Annotated in this window: 15 protein-coding genes; 13 read left to right on the plus strand and 2 right to left on the minus strand. The window is 51.8% G+C overall.

What is annotated here, in order from left to right; all coding sequences use genetic code 11:
- Positions 1-12 precede the first annotated feature (12 nt).
- Complete coding sequence (gene alkA / locus N7268_RS14335; protein WP_260863558.1) at positions 13-882, plus strand: DNA-3-methyladenine glycosylase 2; 870 nt, start codon at positions 13-15, stop codon at positions 880-882.
- On the opposite strand, the gene N7268_RS14340 is transcribed toward alkA, so the two are convergent.
- The gene (locus tag N7268_RS14340; RefSeq protein ID WP_260863403.1) at positions 850-4,179 is read right to left on the minus strand and encodes a diguanylate cyclase; all 3,330 of its coding nucleotides are present in this window, start codon (positions 4,177-4,179) and stop codon (positions 850-852) included. The two genes, alkA and N7268_RS14340, sit on opposite strands and share 33 nt — an antisense overlap.
- Positions 4,180-4,494: 315 nt before the next feature.
- Between N7268_RS14340 and udk the strand changes: the two genes are divergently transcribed.
- The 3 genes from udk to asmA all read left to right on the plus strand — a co-directional run bounded on the left by udk (position 4,495) and on the right by asmA (position 7,689).
- A complete protein-coding gene (udk, locus tag N7268_RS14345) occupies positions 4,495-5,136 on the plus strand; it encodes a uridine kinase (protein WP_003036776.1) in 642 nt (213 codons plus the stop codon).
- 91 nt (positions 5,137-5,227) lie between these two features.
- The gene (gene dcd / locus N7268_RS14350; protein WP_260863404.1) at positions 5,228-5,809 is read left to right on the plus strand and encodes a dCTP deaminase; all 582 of its coding nucleotides are present in this window, start codon (positions 5,228-5,230) and stop codon (positions 5,807-5,809) included.
- 26 nt (positions 5,810-5,835) lie between these two features.
- Entirely contained in the window at positions 5,836-7,689 is a 1,854-nt protein-coding gene (gene asmA / locus N7268_RS14355; protein ID WP_260863405.1) for an outer membrane assembly protein AsmA, read from the plus strand.
- Positions 7,690-7,736: 47 nt separating this feature from the next.
- Here the strand turns inward: asmA and N7268_RS14360 are convergent, their stop codons facing one another.
- The gene (locus tag N7268_RS14360) at positions 7,737-9,320 is read right to left on the minus strand and encodes a TerC family protein (RefSeq protein ID WP_260863406.1); all 1,584 of its coding nucleotides are present in this window, start codon (positions 9,318-9,320) and stop codon (positions 7,737-7,739) included.
- Between the two features lie 656 nt (positions 9,321-9,976).
- Between N7268_RS14360 and N7268_RS14365 the strand changes: the two genes are divergently transcribed.
- The 9 genes from N7268_RS14365 to wcaF are packed head-to-tail and all read left to right on the plus strand — an operon-like array spanning position 9,977 to position 18,822.
- Complete coding sequence (locus tag N7268_RS14365) at positions 9,977-11,116, plus strand: polysaccharide export protein (RefSeq protein ID WP_260863407.1); 1,140 nt, start codon at positions 9,977-9,979, stop codon at positions 11,114-11,116.
- A gap of 5 nt (positions 11,117-11,121) precedes the next feature.
- Positions 11,122-11,571 (plus strand): low molecular weight protein-tyrosine-phosphatase Wzb, encoded by a 450-nt coding sequence (gene wzb / locus N7268_RS14370; protein ID WP_198904586.1) that lies wholly within the window; start codon positions 11,122-11,124, stop codon positions 11,569-11,571.
- The gene (gene wzc, locus N7268_RS14375) at positions 11,568-13,730 is read left to right on the plus strand and encodes a tyrosine-protein kinase Wzc (RefSeq protein ID WP_260863408.1); all 2,163 of its coding nucleotides are present in this window, start codon (positions 11,568-11,570) and stop codon (positions 13,728-13,730) included. Before wzb ends, wzc begins: the two co-directional genes overlap by 4 nt.
- 36 nt (positions 13,731-13,766) lie before the next feature.
- The gene (gene wcaA, locus N7268_RS14380) at positions 13,767-14,609 is read left to right on the plus strand and encodes a colanic acid biosynthesis glycosyltransferase WcaA (RefSeq protein WP_198904584.1); all 843 of its coding nucleotides are present in this window, start codon (positions 13,767-13,769) and stop codon (positions 14,607-14,609) included.
- A gap of 2 nt (positions 14,610-14,611) precedes the next feature.
- Positions 14,612-15,100 (plus strand): colanic acid biosynthesis acetyltransferase WcaB, encoded by a 489-nt coding sequence (gene wcaB, locus N7268_RS14385; RefSeq protein ID WP_260863409.1) that lies wholly within the window; start codon positions 14,612-14,614, stop codon positions 15,098-15,100.
- The gene (gene wcaC / locus N7268_RS14390; RefSeq protein ID WP_260863410.1) at positions 15,097-16,314 is read left to right on the plus strand and encodes a colanic acid biosynthesis glycosyltransferase WcaC; all 1,218 of its coding nucleotides are present in this window, start codon (positions 15,097-15,099) and stop codon (positions 16,312-16,314) included. The genes wcaB and wcaC overlap by 4 nt, the downstream gene beginning before the upstream one ends.
- Complete coding sequence (wcaD, locus tag N7268_RS14395; RefSeq protein WP_260863411.1) at positions 16,289-17,506, plus strand: colanic acid polymerase WcaD; 1,218 nt, start codon at positions 16,289-16,291, stop codon at positions 17,504-17,506. Before wcaC ends, wcaD begins: the two co-directional genes overlap by 26 nt.
- Positions 17,507-17,511: 5 nt before the next feature.
- Positions 17,512-18,258 carry a colanic acid biosynthesis glycosyltransferase WcaE gene (wcaE, locus tag N7268_RS14400; protein WP_260863412.1) on the plus strand — a complete coding sequence of 249 codons (747 nt, stop codon included), beginning with the start codon at positions 17,512-17,514 and terminating at the stop codon, positions 18,256-18,258.
- Between the two features lie 9 nt (positions 18,259-18,267).
- Entirely contained in the window at positions 18,268-18,822 is a 555-nt protein-coding gene (gene wcaF, locus N7268_RS14405) for a colanic acid biosynthesis acetyltransferase WcaF (protein ID WP_260863413.1), read from the plus strand.

Below are 18,822 nucleotides of genomic sequence, written 5' to 3' on the forward strand. Positions count from 1 at the left end.
AAGGAAATGTACATGTTAACGCTGAGCTGGCAGCCTCCCTACGACTGGCCCTGGATGTTAGGGTTTCTGGCCGCCCGTGCGGTGGAGGGCATTGAAACCGTGGGGGAGGGGCATTATGTGCGAAGCCTGGCCATCGGTGAGCACCGTGGGCTGGTGAGTGTCGTCCCCGACCTGGCAACCAACAGGCTGCAGATTACGCTGAGTCCGGGCCTACAGCCGGTTGCCTCCGAGTGCCTGATAAAAATTGAGCGGTTGTTTGATCTTAATTGCTGCCCACAACACATTGCCACTGCGCTGGGTAGCCTCGGTGACGCTCGGCCAGGGCTCAGGTTGCCAGGGGCGGTGGATGCCTTTGAACAGGGCGTTCGGGCGATTTTAGGGCAGTTAGTCAGCGTGGCGATGGCGGCAAAATTGACCGCGAAGGTGGCTCGCGCCTATGGTGAAACGCTTGTAGACGCGCCGGACTATGTTTGCTTTCCCGGACCCGAAATACTGGCCGTCGCCGAACCGTTGCATCTGAAAGCCTTAGGTATGCCGCTCAAACGTGCCGAAGCGCTGATTCATCTGGCTCGGGCGGCACTGGATGGCACACTCGAAACGGTTGCTCCGTCGGATATCGAGCAAGGTGTGAAGCATTTGCAAACTTTCCCGGGGATTGGGCGCTGGACCGCCAACTACTTTGCGCTGCGCGGATGGCAGGCGAAGGACGTTTTTTTGCCGGATGATTATCTGATTAAACAACGCTTTCCAGGGATGACGCCTGCGCAAATCCGGCGATATGCAGAGCGCTGGAAGCCGTGGCGTTCCTATGCGCTGTTGCATATCTGGTATACGGAGGGCTGGCAACCGTCAGTTGATAGCGAAGTTGCTGGTATTGAGTAACAGATCCAACGGTTGGGCATCGGCAATGATATCGCCGTAAATCATATCGATGCCAATACCAGAAAGAGAATCCATGATGAGCGGCATTTGCACGGGGCCAGCGATGGTTTTGATGTCAAGGCGCTGGGCATGGCTCTGAATAATGGAAACCCACATTTCGTCCGTCAGGTTGCCGTGGGCGCTGGTGCTGAGCTCGCTGTCGAGTAAAAGGTAATCGGCAATGTGGGACTTCAGATTATCGAAGACCTCTAAATCGCGTCCTATCTGACTTAAAATAATTCGGCAACCCGCCTGACGCAGTCGGTGAATCGCGGATACCGCCTGCGCAGAATGGTTCTTAATCACTTCCGCCGGAATGTTCAGATGTAACAACCGCGGCGGGAGCGGACTCTGTTCCAGGTGCTCCAGCAGGGAATCCACAACATGCGGATTGAGCAAACCGGTTGCAGAAAGGGGCAGGGCGATGCTGAGTCCCTTACTGGCGACAGCCGGAGCAGCATGCTGGAAAAACTCATTAAATACCCGACGGTCGAGCGCCTGATTCAGCGCGGGATCGCTCAGTCCGGTGCGGAAGGCCTGTTCATCGATAAACTCGCCTTCGCGTGTGCCTAAGCGCAGTGAGAGTAGCCAGAAGCTAAATGTTTCAGGAATGCGCGGGGAGGCGACAGCCCGGGCGATCATTAACATAGGGTTGTGGGTGATCATGTCGCGTTGCTCATCCAGAGACAGCATCCCTCGCTTGGCATGAGCCTGGCTCTGTTGCGGCTCATAGACGCACACGCGTCCGCGGCCGCTATTCTTGGCTGCGTAACAGGCGACATCCGCCTGAGACATCACCTCGGTCGCGACATGGTTTTTCGCATCGATTAAGGTAATCCCGGCGCTGGCGCCGATTCGGTGTAAGCGGCCTTCCCACATAAAGTGGTAATCGTTGATGGCGCTAATGATTCGACCCGAGATAAAGCGGGCGCTTTCAATATTACAATCTGGCAGTAACAGACCGAACTCATCACCGCCAAGGCGCGCCAGTACATCGCTCGAACGCAGCATGCTGAGCATTAACGAAGACAGTTCACGCAGCAGCGCATCGCCTGCCGCATGACCGGCGCTATCGTTAACGGCTTTAAAACGATCCAGGTCGATAAAGACCAGCGCATGACGCTGATGGGAATCATGTACCGTATGCAGCAATTGTTTCAGGTGGTTCTCAAAACTGACTCGGTTGGCAAGCTGAGTGAGATCATCATGCGACGCGCTGTAACTGAGCTGACGCAACATTTTTCGCGACTCGGTGACATCCTGAATCACCAGCACCGAGCCGATGCTGCCGCCATCAAGGGTACTGAGCGGTGTAATGCTGTACTGAATATCGTAACTGCTGCCGTTGCGACAGTGCAGAACGACTTCTTGCTCTATGGCCGAGCGTGACATGTCGGCGCTGTAGATGTTTTCCATCAGCGGGCCGTTATCGCCAAAGGTAATGTGCAGCACTGTCAGCAGCGGCATGCCTGTCGCGCTTTCCTGCTGCCAGCCGCTCATCTTCTCGGCAACCGGGTTCATAAAGGTGACGTTCATCTCCACGTCGATACAAATCACCGCTTCGCCGATGGAGTCCAGCGTAATGTGCAAACGCTCTTTTTCCTGGTACAGCGCTTCGTTAAGCTGCTTCACTTCGGTCATGTCCAGATTGATCCCGAGTAAGCGTTCAACTTCGCCGTCTTTATTCAGTACCTGATTCGCCAGCGAGCGGATATGCCGCACACCGTCGTTTACGGCAATACGGAATTCGAGCTTAAAGGGTTTGCGCGCAGCCAGGGAGTCACGAATGACATTTTCAGCATGATCGCGATCTTCGGGTACCACGCAGTCGTACCAGACTTGCCAGCTGGGCTTGATATGCGCCGGGACTTCATAAAGGTCGAACATACGCTTATCCCAACTGATCACGTCAGGCTGGAGCTCCCACTCCCAGATCCCAATCCCGCCCGCCTCATTGGCGAGCGTAATGCGTTCCATCAACCGTTTATTCATCCACTCGGTGTGCTTCAGGTCGTTGATGTCTTCAACCTGCGCAATGAAATAGAGCGGGGTATTATCGCTATGGCGCACCAGTGAAACGGCCAGCAACGCCCAGACCACGTCGCCTTCACGGGTGTAATAGCGCTTCTCCATGGAATAGGTATTGATTTCGCCACGCGTCAGCATGTTCAGCTGTTCGAGGTCGTTATTGAGATCTTCCGGCCAGGTCAATTGCTGAAAGGTCAGCGCCCGTAGCTCATCCTGGCTGTAGCCGAGAAACTGACACAAGGCTTTGTTGGCCTGTAGCCATTGTCCCTCGGTTCCCACTAACGCCATGCCGATGGCAGAGTATTCCATGGCATTACGAAAGCGCGTTTCGCTTTCAGAGATGTGTTTACGTTCCGCCCGGAACGAATACATCACCATGGTCATCATGTTGGCCGGCAACAGAATCATTAAAAACGGTAGCCACGGCATGCTCGATGCGACATTCGCTTTTGGGGTGAAGAGCAGCGAAGGATTCGCCGCCAGCATCAGCGAGACCATCATGACGGTACTGAGGAAAATTAAAAAAGCCTCCATGCGTGGCAGGCGAACGGCGCTCCACATCAGCAGAACGATAACGCAGGTGAATGGCCATGGAACGTACATCATGGAGAGCCAACTGAACGTTAACGTCACCAGCAGCGTAATAAGGGTCTCAAGCAGTAAACGTGGATTGCGGTGGCGAAGCAGATAATGCGGTTTAAACAGTAAACCTAATGGTACCAGCGCGATAGCGCCGATGGATTCAGAAAGTACCCAAATGAGAAATGTGTTTAGCGATGTTTCTGCCGGGAGCAGTAACCATAATAACGCGCCCCCTAGCAACGGCGGGACGACGGCGCTGCCGATGGCCAGGCGTACCCAGTCATTAAGATTTTGTAAGGGATTGTACCAGGGCAGCAGCTTGCGCAATAACATTGCGCCCGCAATCGCTTCAATAATATTGATGCTCGTGTAGGTGAAGTTGAGCGACCCCGTAGGGAAAAACAGTAAAGAAGCGCCGATGCTGCCGAATGAGCAAGCCACTGCGATGCCCGGCCACATCCGTCCTGCATGACGGTAAAATGCCACCATCATGATTGATGTCGGGAACCACAGCGGCGCCAGCTGCGTACCGAAACGCGACAGTTCCAGGGAGAACAGCGTAAAGATAAATACCGCCAGGCCTAAACTGGCCAGACGCAGTAGCGGATGGGGTAAGGTAACTAAAACATGTTGAGATTGTTTATTCATTACCACTCTACCCGAATAGCTGATGTCGCGCTGGAGGAGATGCCGGACGCATCATGTTTAACGTGTGATTATGCTAGTACAAACATTTTACAATTTATACGCCAGCTGCTCATAAATTAACACGCTCAAGCTATTAATTACTAAGGTGGGCGAATAAATATTGTCCCTGCTTTAAAACTGACCATTTTAATTTGCGACAGGGAAGCATTGGTGCAGCATGGGCTGGCATCGCGCCGCTGAAATCCCTATAATTGCCGCGTTTGGCGTTTCGACGCCGCCCTTCCTTACATCCAGGTTAATCAGGTCGCTAAATTTATGACTGATCAGTCTCATCAGTGCGTCATTATCGGCATTGCCGGCGCATCGGCTTCCGGCAAGAGTCTTATTGCCAGTACTCTTTATCGCGAATTGCGTGAACAAGTGGGTGACGAACATATTGGCGTTATTCCCGAAGACAGCTATTACAAAGATCAAAGCCATCTGTCGATGGAAGAGCGTGTAAAAACGAACTACGACCATCCGAACGCGATGGATCACAGTTTGTTGTTTCAGCATTTGCAAACACTTAAACGTGGCTCAGCAATTGAATTACCGGTTTACAGCTATGTTGAACACACGCGCACCCAGGATACGATTCATATTGAACCCAAAAAAGTGATTATTCTGGAAGGCATTTTGCTGCTGACCGATGCACGTTTACGGGACGAGATGAACTTCTCTATTTTTGTTGATACGCCTCTGGACATCTGCCTGATGCGTCGTATCAAGCGTGACGTCAATGAGCGAGGCCGCTCAATGGATTCGGTGATGGCGCAATACCAGAAAACCGTCCGTCCGATGTTCCTGCAATTTATTGAACCTTCTAAACAATACGCCGATATCATTGTGCCGCGCGGAGGCAAAAACCGCATCGCCATCGATATTCTGAAGGCGAAAATCAGTCAGTTCTTTGAATAAGTTCAGCGAATTGTGTACCGTTCAGTGATAACCTGGTTCACCCTTATCGCGCCTGGCGTTAAGGGTTTGAAGCACGAAAGGAGAAAGTGCCATGCGTTTATGTGATCGAGATATTGAAGCCTGGTTGGACGAAGGTCGTCTATCGATCAGTCCACGTCCTCCTGTCGAGCGAATCAATGGCGCAACGGTAGATGTGCGCCTGGGTAACAAATTCCGCACGTTCCGCGGTCATACGGCACCGTACATTGATCTGAGCGGACCTAAAGATGAAGTTAGCGCCGCGCTGGACCGCGTCATGAGTGATGAAATTGTCCTCGACGATGGCGAGGCCTTTTTCCTGCATCCGGGTGAACTGGCGCTGGCCGTCACGCTGGAGTCTGTCACGCTGCCGTCCGATCTTGTGGGCTGGCTGGATGGGCGTTCTTCACTGGCGCGTCTGGGTCTGATGGTGCACGTTACCGCGCACCGTATCGATCCGGGCTGGTCAGGTTGCATTGTTCTTGAATTTTACAATTCCGGGAAATTACCGCTGGCCCTGCGCCCAGGCATGCCGATTGGCGCGCTGAGCTTTGAGCCGCTTTCCGGTCCGGCTGCGCGACCTTACAACCGTCGCCAGGATGCGAAGTATCGTGACCAGCAGGGCGCGGTAGCCAGCCGGATTGATAAAGACTGATCGTTTGTCAGTCCATTGGGGATAGCATGAGACGATTTCTGACGACGCTGATGATTCTTCTGGTCGTGCTGGTGGCCGGTTTTTCTGCGTTAGTACTGTTGGTGAATCCGAATGATTTCCGCGCGTACATGGTGAACCAGGTCGCTGCGCGTAGCGGATATCAGTTGCAGCTGGATGGTCCACTGCGTTGGCACGTATGGCCTCAGCTGAGCATCCTCTCCGGGCGAATGGTATTAACGGCTGAAGGCGCCAGTGAACCGCTGGTACGTGCCGATAACATGCGCCTTGATGTCGCGCTATGGCCGCTGTTGAGCCACCAGCTCAGCGTCAAACAAGTCATGCTCAAAGGCGCGGTTATTCAACTGACGCCGGAAAGTGAAGCGGTCCGCCGGGAAGATGCGCCCGTTGCCCCGAATGACAATATGTTGCCAGATCTGGCAGAAGACCGTGGCTGGTCGTTTGATATTGCGCATCTGCGCGTGGCGGACAGCGTGCTGGTCTTCCAGCATGAAGACGACGAACAGGTGACGGTTCGCGATATTCGCCTGGAGATGGAACAGGATAGCCAGCATCGCGGCACATTTGATTTCTCCGGTCGCGTGAACCGCGACCAGCGTGACCTTGCGTTATCGTTTAACGGCACTGTCGATGCTTCCGACTATCCGCATAACTTAGCGGCCAGTATTGAAAAGCTGGACTGGCAGTTACAGGGTGCTGACTTACCGTCGCAAGGGATACGGGGCCAGGGAAAACTACAGGTTCAATGGCAGGAAGATAAAAAACAGCTCGCCTTTAGCCACATTAATTTGACCGCGAATGACAGTTCGCTCGCCGGGCAGGCTCTGGTTTCGCTTGCGGATAAACCGGAATGGTCCGTTGACCTGAAATTTGGTCAGCTCAATCTGGATAATCTGATCGTGCAAGACGACCCCGTGACGGCGACAAACGGTGGGGCACAGCAAGGTCAAAGTCAGCCGACGCTGGCACGCCCGATCATCGCTTCTCAGGTTGATGCGGTTTCTTATCAAGGACTCAAAGGGTTTTCTGCGGATATCGCATTGCAGGCGGATAAAGTGCTCTGGCGGAAGATGGCATTTGAAAATGTCTCTGCAAAAATAGCCAATCAGTCCGGTCTGCTGAATATTACTGAGTTGCAGGGGAGAAGCGACGGCGGCCTGATCTCGCTTCCCGGTACGCTGGATGCCAGAAAGTCGCAGCCGCGCGCGGTCTTTCACCCACGCCTGGAAGGTGTTGAGATTGGCACTATCCTGAAAGCCTTTAACTACCCGATTGCCCTCACCGGCAAACTGTCCATGACGGGCGATTTTTCTGGTGCCGATATAGACGCTCAGGCGTTTCGCCATAGCTGGCAAGGGGAGGCGCAGATTGAAATGAGCGACACCCGGATGGAAGGGATGAACTTCCAACAGATGGTGCAGCAGGCCGTTGAGCGCAGCGGTGGCGATGTGAAATCTCAGCAAGATCTTGATAACGTCACCCGCTTGGATCGTTTTGCTACCAACCTGACGCTGGATAGTGGCAAGGTGACGCTGGACGACATGGAAGGGCAGTCTGCGATGCTGGCGCTTTCGGGTAAAGGCTGGTTAGACCTTATCGAACAAGAGTGTGACACACAGTTTAACGTTCGTGTGCTGGACGGTTGGAATGGCGAAAGCAAACTGACGGATTTCCTGAAAGCCACACCGGTTCCGCTCAGGGTCTATGGCAAGTGGCAGTCGCTGAACTACAGCCTGCAGGTCGATCAACTGCTGCGTAAGCATATGCAGGATGAAGCGAAGCGCCGGTTGAACGACTGGGCCGATCGCAATAAAGACAGTCGCAACGGCAAGGACGTTAAAAAGCTGCTGGATAAACTCTGATCCATAACCGGACAACGGCGCGCTGGCGTCGTTGTCCGGCACATCACTTACACTTCGTAATCCATCTCTTCTTCACTGTGCAGGGGTATCAACTGGACTTTTTGCACCCGATGGTTTTCAACCTGCAAGGTTTTAAGCAGATAGTCGCCTACCTGTACTTCTTCTCCGGTTTTCGGGATGCGCTGCAAATACTCCATTAATAGCCCAGCGATGGTGTGATATTCCCGTTTCTCATCTAAAGGGATTGGGACATACTGCACCAGATCTTCCAGCGGCATATGCCCGTTAGCGGTCCACGAACCATCGGCATTTTTCTGTATATCATGGCGGGCGTCGATCTCTTCAACCTCATTAGGCAGGTTTCCGGCGATGGTTTCCATCACGTCGCTTAGCGTCACAATCCCTTCTACGGAACCAAACTCATCGGCCACAAAAGCAAAGTGCGTACGGGCGTTACGGAACTGCTCAAGTGCCGGAAGCAGCGGCAGCGTTTCCGGGAACACCAGCGGCTGGCGGATTAACACGCGTAAATTGAGCGGTTCGCCGCGTAGCGATTGTTGCAGAAGGTCGATGACATGCACCACACCAAGCAGCTCTTCCTGCTCATCCTCTCCGGTCACGACCAGACGCGTGTGCTGGTTTTTATCTAACAAGGCGCGGATTTCCGCTTCGGGAGCATTGAGATCAATGTGTTCAATATCATGACGTGAAGTCATGATGCTGCTGACGGTACGCTGATTAAGGTTCAGTACGCGCTCTATCATTCTGCGTTCCTGCGGGGCAAAAATTTGACCCTCATGATGATCCGCCAGCATCGCTGCCGTTTCAGCATCCAGTTCAGCGTCCTCTTTTTGTCCGCTCAGCAAACGCATCACCGCCTCGGCGGTGCGCTGGCGCAGGGTATGATTCGCAGAGAGAAAACGGCGGCGGTTAAAGATTGCCAGCTGGTTCAATGCTTCAATCATGACCGAGAATCCGATGGCGGCATACAGATAGCCTTTCGGGATGTGGAAGCCAAACCCATCTGCGACCAGGCTGAAGCCGATCATCAGCAGGAAGCTCAGACACAGAATCACAATGGTCGGGTGGCTGTTAACAAATCGGGTTAACGCCTTGCTGGCCAACAGCATCAGGCTAATGGCAATAATGACGGCCGCCATCATGACGGGCAAATGATCGACCATCCCTACGGCGGTGATCACCGAGTCGAGCGAGAAGATGGCGTCCAGCACCACAATTTGTGTGACCACGCCCCAGAACTTTGCCCCTTTGCGCTGAGTGGGGTTGTCACTGTCTTTCCCCTCCAGCCGTTCATTAAGCTCCATCGTGGCTTTGAAAAGCAGGAAAAAGCCCCCGAAGAGCATAATCAGGTCTCGCGCGCTGAAACTGAACTGTCGAATGCTAAACAGTGGCGCTGTCAGCGTGACCAGCCATGATATTGATGCCAGCAGCAGCAGGCGCATGACCATCGCCAATAACAGCCCGGTAATACGCGCCTTATCCCGCTGGGCTGGAGGTAATTTCTCCGCGAGGATGGCAATAAAAACAAGATTATCAATGCCAAGAACGAGTTCTATCACGATTAACGTGACGAGTCCGGCCCAGATTGACGGATCGGCAATCCATTCCATAGTAAATGCTATACCCATAGTTGTATGACAATTGTCACAATTCGATCATGGATAAAGCTGGCGCAAAATGCAATGGCGAGAAGGGATTTCTCTGCTGTTTATATTGCTACAGACGCATGAAAAATGCCCTTAAAATTACGACGCGAAATTATTTTATTAATACGGTTATATTTAGGAAATACCTCGGGTTGAATGTTTATATATAAATACTGTCAACATCAATAAAATCCTAAAAATATACTTTTTCTGCGCTTAATATTAATCTTAAAAGCAACAGATCTGCGGGTTGTTACCTTGTCTGTCATTCTGTTAGCTGCAACAATTCTTTCCGCAATTATCAAAAGAGAAATATTCCTCATCTTCTGGCGACGTTATTTATGGCGCGTTGCTGGTATGAATAGGATGAAAATAAAGGAGAAGATAAAAATATAAATTAATCAGTGCATTGGTAGCTAATGAAGCCAGGGGCGGTAGCGTGTCTGGTCGCCTGATGACAATCCTGAATTATTCTGTCAAGCATCTGTGGATGAATTTGAGTTTTTTAGGAGTGATGCCAGTTAATCTTTTATTAAATTAACGGCAAAGTAAATGTGTACAGGCGAACTCGCTATTTAGAGTGCACATGATAATGACTCTGGAAAAGTGATAAATAATCAATGATGAAATCTAAACGTAAATTGATACCCGTATTGGTATCGGTAATTTTGATAAACGGTTGCACCGTCCTTCCGGGCAGCAATATGTCTACGATGGGTAAAGATGTGATTAAACAGCAGGACGCTGATTTTGATATCAATCAGATGGTGAATGTTTATCCACTGACCCCAAGACTGGTTGAACAATTACGTCCGCGGCCAAATGTTGCACAGCCCAATATGTCATTGGATCAGGAGATCTCTGGGTATCAGTATCGTGTCGGCCCTGGCGATGTCCTGAACGTGACCGTCTGGGATCATCCCGAACTCACCACGCCTGCGGGGCAGTATCGCAGTTCAAGCGATGCAGGTAACTGGGTGCAGTCCGATGGCTCCATGTTTTATCCCTACATTGGCAAAGTCAACGTGTCAGGGAAAACGTTAGCAGAAATTCGCAGTGATATTACCGGGCGCTTAGCGAAGTACATCGCAGACCCGCAGGTGGACGTTAATATCGCCGCTTTCCGCTCGCAAAAAGCCTACGTTTCCGGGCAGGTGAATAAATCCGGCCAGCAGGCCATCACCAACGTTCCGTTAACCATTCTTGATGCCATTAACGCCGCCGGAGGGCTGACTGAAGCCGCTGACTGGCGCAACGTGGTGTTGACCCATAACGGGAAAGAGCAACGCATTTCCCTGCAGGCGTTGATGCAAAATGGCGACCTGAGCCAGAACCGTCTGCTCTATCCCGGCGATATCCTGTTTGTCCCACGTAACGACGACCTGAAAGTGTTCGTGATGGGCGAAGTGAAAAAACAGAGCACCCTCAAAATGGACTTCAGCGGTATGATGCTGACCGAAGCGCTGGGCAATGCGGAAGGTATCGATCTGACCACCTCCAACGCCAGCGGCATCTTCGTCATCCGACCGTTAAAAGGCGAGGGCGGGCGCAACGGCAAGATTGCCAATATCTACCAGCTTGATATGGCCGATGCGACCTCATTAGTGATGGCGACGGAATTCCGACTCCAGCCATACGATGTCGTGTATGTCACGACCGCGCCGGTTGCTCGCTGGAACCGTTTGATCAATCAGTTGCTGCCGACTATTAGCGGTGTTCGTTATATGACGGATACGGCCAGCGACCTTCACAACTGGTAATCATCATGTTCAATAAAATCCTGGTGGTTTGCGTGGGGAACATCTGCCGTTCCCCGACGGCAGAGCGCTTATTAAGGCAATTTCACCCAACGCTCACGGTCTCTTCTGCAGGCCTTGGCGCGTTAGTTGGCAAAGGCGCAGATCCTTGCGCCGCCAGCGTGGCACAGGCGCATAACCTGTCTCTGGAAAATCATTGCGCACGTCAAATCTCGGGACAGATGTGCCGGGAATACGACCTGATCCTGACAATGGAAAAGCGCCACATTTCCGCGCTGTGCGAAATGGTGCCGGAGATGCGCGGCAAAGTGATGCTGTTTGGTCACTGGGACAGCGAGCGTGAAATCCCCGATCCCTATCGTAAAAGCCGCGATGCGTTTGACGCGGTGTACGCCTTACTTGAACGCTCCGCCCGTCAATGGGCTCAGGCACTGAACGCAGAGCAGGGAAATCAATGACAGAAAAAATAAAACACACTGCCGCGCCGGTAACGGGCAATGATGAAATTGATATCGGCCGTCTGGTCGGGACGGTGGTGGAAGCGCGCTGGTGGGTGCTTGCCATTACCGCCGCCTTCGGGCTGTGTGGCGCGATCTACACGCTGTTTGCCACCCCGATCTACAGTGCGGATGCGCTGGTGCAAATTGAGCAAAACACCGGAAATTCTCTGGTCCAGGATATTGGCTCGGCGTTATCGAACAAGCCGCCCGCGTCCGAAGCAGAAATTCAGCTCATTCAGTCTCGACTGGTGTTAGGGAAAACGGTGGACGATCTCAATCTGGATATCGCGGTCACGAAAGAGACATTTCCGCTCGTCGGCGCGGGTTGGGATCGCCTGATGGGTCGCCAGAACGAAACGGTCAACGTGACGACGTTTACGTTGCCAACGTCGATGAATGAACAGACCTTCACCCTTACCGTGTTGAATGACAAACGTTATCAGTTGAACAGTGACGAGGGATTTAACGCCAAAGGTCAGGTTGGGGAGTTACTGAATCACGACGGCGTAACGATGCAGGTTGGGGCCATCCATGCCCGTCCGGGGAGTGAATTTACCGTCAGTAAGTTCTCCACGCTGGGGATGATCAATAACCTGCAAAATAATCTGAGCGTGACGGAAACCGGGAAAGATACGGGCGTATTAAGCCTGACGTTTACCGGAGAGGACCGCGAAAAAATCCGTCAGATCCTCGACAGTATTACCCGCAACTATCTGGAACAAAACGTGGCGCGGAAATCCGAAGAGGCAGCGAAAAGTCTGGCGTTTCTGGCGAAACAGCTGCCGGAAGTGCGTAACCGTCTGGACGCTGCTGAAAACCGGTTGAACGCGTTTCGTCAGGATAAAGATTCGGTCGATTTGCCGCTGGAAGCCAAAGCGGTGCTGGATTCGATGGTCAATATTGACGCTCAGCTCAATGAACTGACATTCAAAGAGGCTGAAATCTCCAAACTGTTTACCAAAGCGCATCCGGCCTATCGCACGCTGTTGGAAAAGCGTCAGGCGCTGGAGGACGAGAAAAGCAAGCTGAACGGACGCGTAACCGCGATGCCGAAAACGCAGCAGGAAATTGTCCGTTTGACTCGCGATGTCGAATCTGGTCAGCAGGTTTACATGCAATTGTTGAACAAACAGCAGGAGCTGAAGATCACCGAAGCCAGTACGGTAGGCGATGTTCGCATTGTAGACCCTGCGATAGCGCAACCCGGCGTGCTGAAACCGAAAACCACGCTGATTATTCTTGGCAGCATTATTCTCGGCCTGATGCTTTCTGTGGTGAGCGTGCTTTTGCGGTCGTTGTTTAATCGTGGAATAGAAAGCCCGCAGGTACTGGAAGAGAACGGTATCAATGTCTATGCCAGTATTCCGCTTTCCGAGTGGCAAAAGGCGCGCGATAACGTTCAGACCATCAAAGGGGTAAAGCGCTATAAGCAGAGTCAGCTGTTAGCGATTGGGAATCCAACCGACCTGGCGATAGAGGCCGTGCGCAGCCTGCGAACCAGTCTGCACTTCGCCATGATGCAGGCGCGAAACAATGTACTGATGCTGACCGGGGTCAGTCCATCGATTGGGAAAACGTTTGTCTGCGCCAACCTGGCCGCGGTGATTAGCCAGACCCACAAACGCGTGCTGCTGATCGACTGCGATATGCGTAAAGGCTACACACACGAACTGCTCGGGACCGATAACGTCAACGGCCTGTCCGATATTCTCATCGGCAAAGGCGACATCACTTCCTGCGCAAAACCGACCTCAATCCCGAATTTTGATCTGGTGCCTCGCGGCCAGATCCCGCCTAACCCTTCAGAACTTCTGATGAGCGAACGCTTTGGTGAGCTTATGGCCTGGGCCAGCGCACATTATGACCTGGTGCTCATTGATACCCCGCCAATCCTCGCCGTGACCGATGCCGCGATTGTTGGCCGTCACGTCGGAACCACGCTGATGGTCGCGCGTTACGCCGTCAATACGCTGAAAGAGGTGGAAACCAGTCTGGGGCGGTTTGAGCAGAACGGGATTCAGGTGAAAGGGGTGATCCTCAACTCCATCTTCCGGCGCGCCAGCGGGTATCAGGATTACGGTTACTACGAATACGAGTACACGTCTGATTCGAAATAAATAGCGCCGTCAGGCAACACTATCTGGAAGAAGAAAATGACAACAGACAACCCGCTAATTTCAATTTATATGCCGACCTGGAATCGTCAGCAACTGGCGATTCGGGCGATAAAATCGGTGCTGCGCCAGGACTATCCTCATTGGGAAATGATCATTGTGGATGACTGTTCTTCCTCATGGGAACAACTGCAGCAGTTTGTCGAGGAGCTGAACGACCCGCGTGTCAGCTACACGCATAATGCCATTAACGCCGGAGCCTGCGCGGTACGCAATCAGGCCATTATGCAGGCCAGTGGGCAATACATTACCGGTATTGATGACGACGACGAGTGGACACCTGACCGCCTGAGCGTTTTCCTTAAATATCGCCATCAGTTGGTCACGCGCGCATTTTTGTATGCCAATGATTATGTTTGCGAAGGCGAAGTCTATTCGCAGCCAGCCAGTCTGCCTCTCTATCCCAAGTCGGTCTATTCGCGACGTAAGTTCTATAAACGCAACATCATTGGCAATCAGGTCTTTACCTGGGCCTGGCGTTTTAAAGCCTGCCTGTTCGATACAACGCTGAAAGCCGCACAGGATTACGACATTTTCCTGCGCATGGTGGTGGCGTATGGCGAACCCTGGAAGGTCAAAGAGGCAACGCAAATCCTGCATGTTAATCACGGTGAAATGCGCATCACTTCTTCGCCGCATAAGTTTTCCGGTTATTTCCAGTTCTACCGCAAGCACAAAGGCAAATTTGACCGGGCCAGCAAAAAATATCAGCTGTTTACCCTCTATCAGATCCGTAATAAACGGATGAACTGGCGCACGTTGTTGACGCTGCTTTCTGTACGTAACGGCAAGCGACTGGCCGATGGACTGCGAGGGCGTTAAGGATGATGGAAGATTTACGCGCGAACGGCTGGAGTCTGCGTCCCTGCTGCATGGTGGTGGCCTATCGGATTGCCCATTTTTGCTCCGTCTGGCGTAAAAAGAATGTGCTGAACAATCTCTGGGCCGCACCAATGCTGGTGATGTATCGCTTGATCACGGAAGGCCTGTTTGGCTATGAGATTCAGGCTGCCGCATCGATTGGGCGTCGTTTCACCATCCATCATGGCTATGCGATTGTCATCAACAAACACGTTGTGGCGGGGGATGATTTTACCCTGCGCCATGGCGTGACCATTGGTAATGTCGGGGAAAAAGATATGCGCTGCCCGGTGATTGGTAACGGTGTCGAGCTGGGTGCGAATGTCGTTCTGCTCGGCGATGTCACTATTGGTCATAACGTCACGATTGGCGCCGGCAGCGTCGTGCTTGACAGCGTCCCCGACAACACGCTGGTGGTGGGGGAAAAAGCACGGGTGAAGGTAACGAAATGAATATCTTACAGTTTAATGTTCGACTCGCAGAAGGCGGCGCGGCCGGTGTGGCGTTAGATCTGCACCTGCGGGCTCTGGAAAAAGGGCTGTCGTCGCGCTTTGTGTATGGTTATGGCAAAGGGGGTAAGAAGAGCGTAAGCCACGATAGCTATCCACACGTCATTAAGCACACGTCGCGTCTGACATCAGCCGCAAACATGGCGCTGTTTCGCCTGGCCAACCGCGATTTGTTTGGCAATCTCGACAATTTGTATCGCACCGTTACCCGAACGTCTGGCCCGTTGGTACTGCATTTTCATGTCCTGCATAGCTACTGGTTGAACCTGGAAGAGGTGGTGGCATTTTGCCAGAGCGTGAAAGCGCATAAACCGGATATCACCTTCGTCTGGACGCTGCATGACCACTGGAGCGTCACCGGGCGCTGCGCGTTCACCGATGGCTGTGAAGGCTGGAAAACGGGCTGTCAAAAATGCCCGACGCTGACCAACTATCCCCCGGTAAAAATCGATAAAGCCCGACAGCAACTCCCCGGTAAACGCCAGATGTTTCGCGCCATGCTGGCGTTGGGTTGCCAGTTTATCTCTCCCAGCCAGCATGTAGCCGACGCATTTAACGCGCTGTACGGCGCAGGTCGTTGCAGCATTATTAATAATGGTATCGATATCGCCACAGAAGCCATGCTTGCTGACTTGTCCCCAAAAGAAGAACGTCGCAGCAGACCGAACATTGCGGTGGTGGCGCATGACCTGCGTTATGACGGGAAAACCTGTCAGCGGCTGGTACGGGAAATGATCGCGCTGGGCGACAAGGTCGCGCTGCATACCTTCGGTAAATTTTCCCCGTTCACGGGTGACAATGTGACCAACCACGGGTTTGAAACCGATAAACGCCGGTTAATGAGCACCCTCAATCAGATGGATGCGCTGGTGTTCAGTTCGCGGGTCGATAACTACCCGCTGATTTTGTGCGAAGCACTCTCAATCGGAGTGCCGGTGATCGCCACGCACAGCGAAGCGGCGCAGGAAGTGCTGGCTAAGGTGGGCGGTAAAACGTTTAGCGATGCGGAGGTTCTGCAACGGGTACAACAGAATAAGTCAGAGATCGCGCAGGCGGTATTTGGCACGTCGCTTGCGGCATTCAGCCAGCGCAGTCGGGTCGCATACAGTGGGCAACAGATGCTGGAGGAGTATGTCTCGTTCTATCAGAGTCTGTAGCTATCTGGTGTTACCGCTGCTCTATCTGCTGGTTAACGTCAAGCTCGCGCAACTGGGTGAAAGTTTTCCTGTCACTGTAGTCACTTTTTTACCGCTTCTGTTGCTGCTGTTCATCGAGCGCATCAATATCAAAAAGCTGCTGATTGCGTTGGGTATTGGCGGCGGGCTGACGGCGTTTAACTATCTCTTCGGCCAGTCGCTGGATGCCAGCAAGTATGTGACGTCCGCAATGCTGTTTGTCTATACCGTGATCATTATTGGCATGGTATGGAGTATTCGCTTTAAAACCATTTCGCCACATAACTACCGTAAGATCTTACGCTTCTTCTGGCTGGTGGTGGGGGTGGTGGTAGGTCTGGCGGCGGTTGAAATGGCACAGATTATTTTCAGCGGCGGCAGCAGTTTAATGGAAGCTATTTCGAAATATCTTATTTACAGCAATAGCTATGTTCTGAACTTTATTAAGTTTGGTGGTAAGCGAACCACTGCACTTTATTTTGAGCCGGCATTCTTCGCTCTGGCGTTAATCTCAATTTGGCTCAGTATCAAACAGTTTGGTATCAAAACACCTAAGTCCGATGCTATGATTCTTGTCGGGGTAATATTATCAGGATCGTTTTCAGGGGTAATGACGTTCATTTTATTTTATCTGTTAGAGTGGGCGTTTCAGTATCTCAATAAAGAAGCGATAAAAAAGAAGTTGCCGCTGGCGATTATCTCACTGAGCGTGTTTTTGGTTGGGGTTATATTTGCCTTCCCTTACATCGCAACCCGTGTCGGTGATTTAGGGACTGAAGGTTCGTCATCGTATTACCGTATCGTTGGCCCGCTGGTCATGGTGGGATATTCATTACTGAATGTTGACGGTGTCGTTAGATTTGGGTCGCTTTATGAATATGTTGCATCATTCGGAATTTTTAACGGTGCAGACGTGGGTAAAACAATAGATAATGGTTTGTATCTGCTGATTATTTATTTCTCATGGTTCGCCGTATTGTTAACGCTATGGTACATGGGGAAAGTCCTGAAAATGACGTTGAATGCGTTTGGTGATAATCAGAATTATCGGGTGCAACTTTATCTTTTTACACCGCTGTCACTGTTTTTCACAGGGTCAGTATTTAGCCCGGAATACGCTTTTTTAATTGTGTGCCCGTTTATTTTACGCAAGGCGCTGAATATCGCGAGGTAATTCATATGCTGCTCAGTATTATCACCGTTGCCTTTCGCAACCTGCAGGGCGTTGTCGATACACACGCGTCATTGGCGCATCTGGCGCAGGCAGGCGATATCCGGTTTGAATGGATTGTTATTGATGGCGGTTCCGTTGATGGCACGCAGGACTTTCTCGAAAAGTGCAACGGAGAGTATGGGTTACGCTATGTCAGCGAACCGGATAACGGTATCTATGATGCGATGAACAAAGGTATTGCCATGTCGCGTGGACGGTTCGCTTTATTTCTTAACTCCGGCGATATTCTGCATAAAGAGGCGCCAGACGCGGTTCGTCAATTGAAAACGCAAAGCGATAACGCGATGGTGATCGGTGACGCATTACTGGATTTTGGCAATGGACACAAAATTAAGCGCCGCGCCAAACCCGGCTGGTATATTTATCACAGCTTACCGGCCAGTCATCAGGCTATCTTTTTTCCGTTAACCGGGCTCCACACCTGGCGTTATGACTTGCAATATAAAATATCATCAGATTACGCACTGGCAGCCAAATTGTATAAATCCGGTTTTGTGTTTAAAAAAATAACAGGACTGGTGTCAGAGTTTTCTATGGGTGGTATCTCTACGACGAATAATCTGGAGTTGTGTCGGGATGCCAAAAAAGTCCAGCGCCAAATATTACATATGCCAGGTTTCTGGGCTGAACTCTCTCAATATTTACGCTTGCGAACAACCGGCAAAGCCCGAGCGTTATATGGCAAAACCTAAGAGATAATTATGCAGGAGTTAAACGGCTTCTCGGTACCAAAAGGTTTTCGCGGTGGGGGTGTCATTAAAGTGCAATTATGGTGGGCGGTACAGGCAACATTGTTTCGCTGGTCGCCACAGGTAATGTATCGCTGGCGCGCATTTTTATTACGGCTGTTTGGCGCAAAAATAGGAAAGAACGTCGTTATCCGACCTTCGGTAAAAATTACCTATCCGTGGAAATTAACCCTGGGAGATTACGCCTGGGTGGGGGATGACGCGGTTTTATATACGCTGGGAGATATTTCTGTCGGTAGCCATTCGGTTATTTCACAGAAAAGTTATTTGTGCACCGGGAGTCATGATTATGCCAGTCAACATTTTGATATTAACGCCACGCCGATTGTGATTGGCGATAAATGCTGGCTGGCGACAGATGTTTTTGTCGCGCCTGGCGTGACGATCGGTAATGGCACCGTCGTCGGCGCGCGCAGCAGCGTATTTAAATCGCTACCGGCAAACGTCATTTGTCGGGGGAATCCGGCAGTTGTTTTGCGTGAACGTATCGAGAAAGTTACTCCCTGA

This window comes from Citrobacter sp. Marseille-Q6884 (assembly GCF_945906775.1).
In the GTDB taxonomy this organism is placed as follows: Bacteria; Pseudomonadota; Gammaproteobacteria; order Enterobacterales; family Enterobacteriaceae; genus Citrobacter.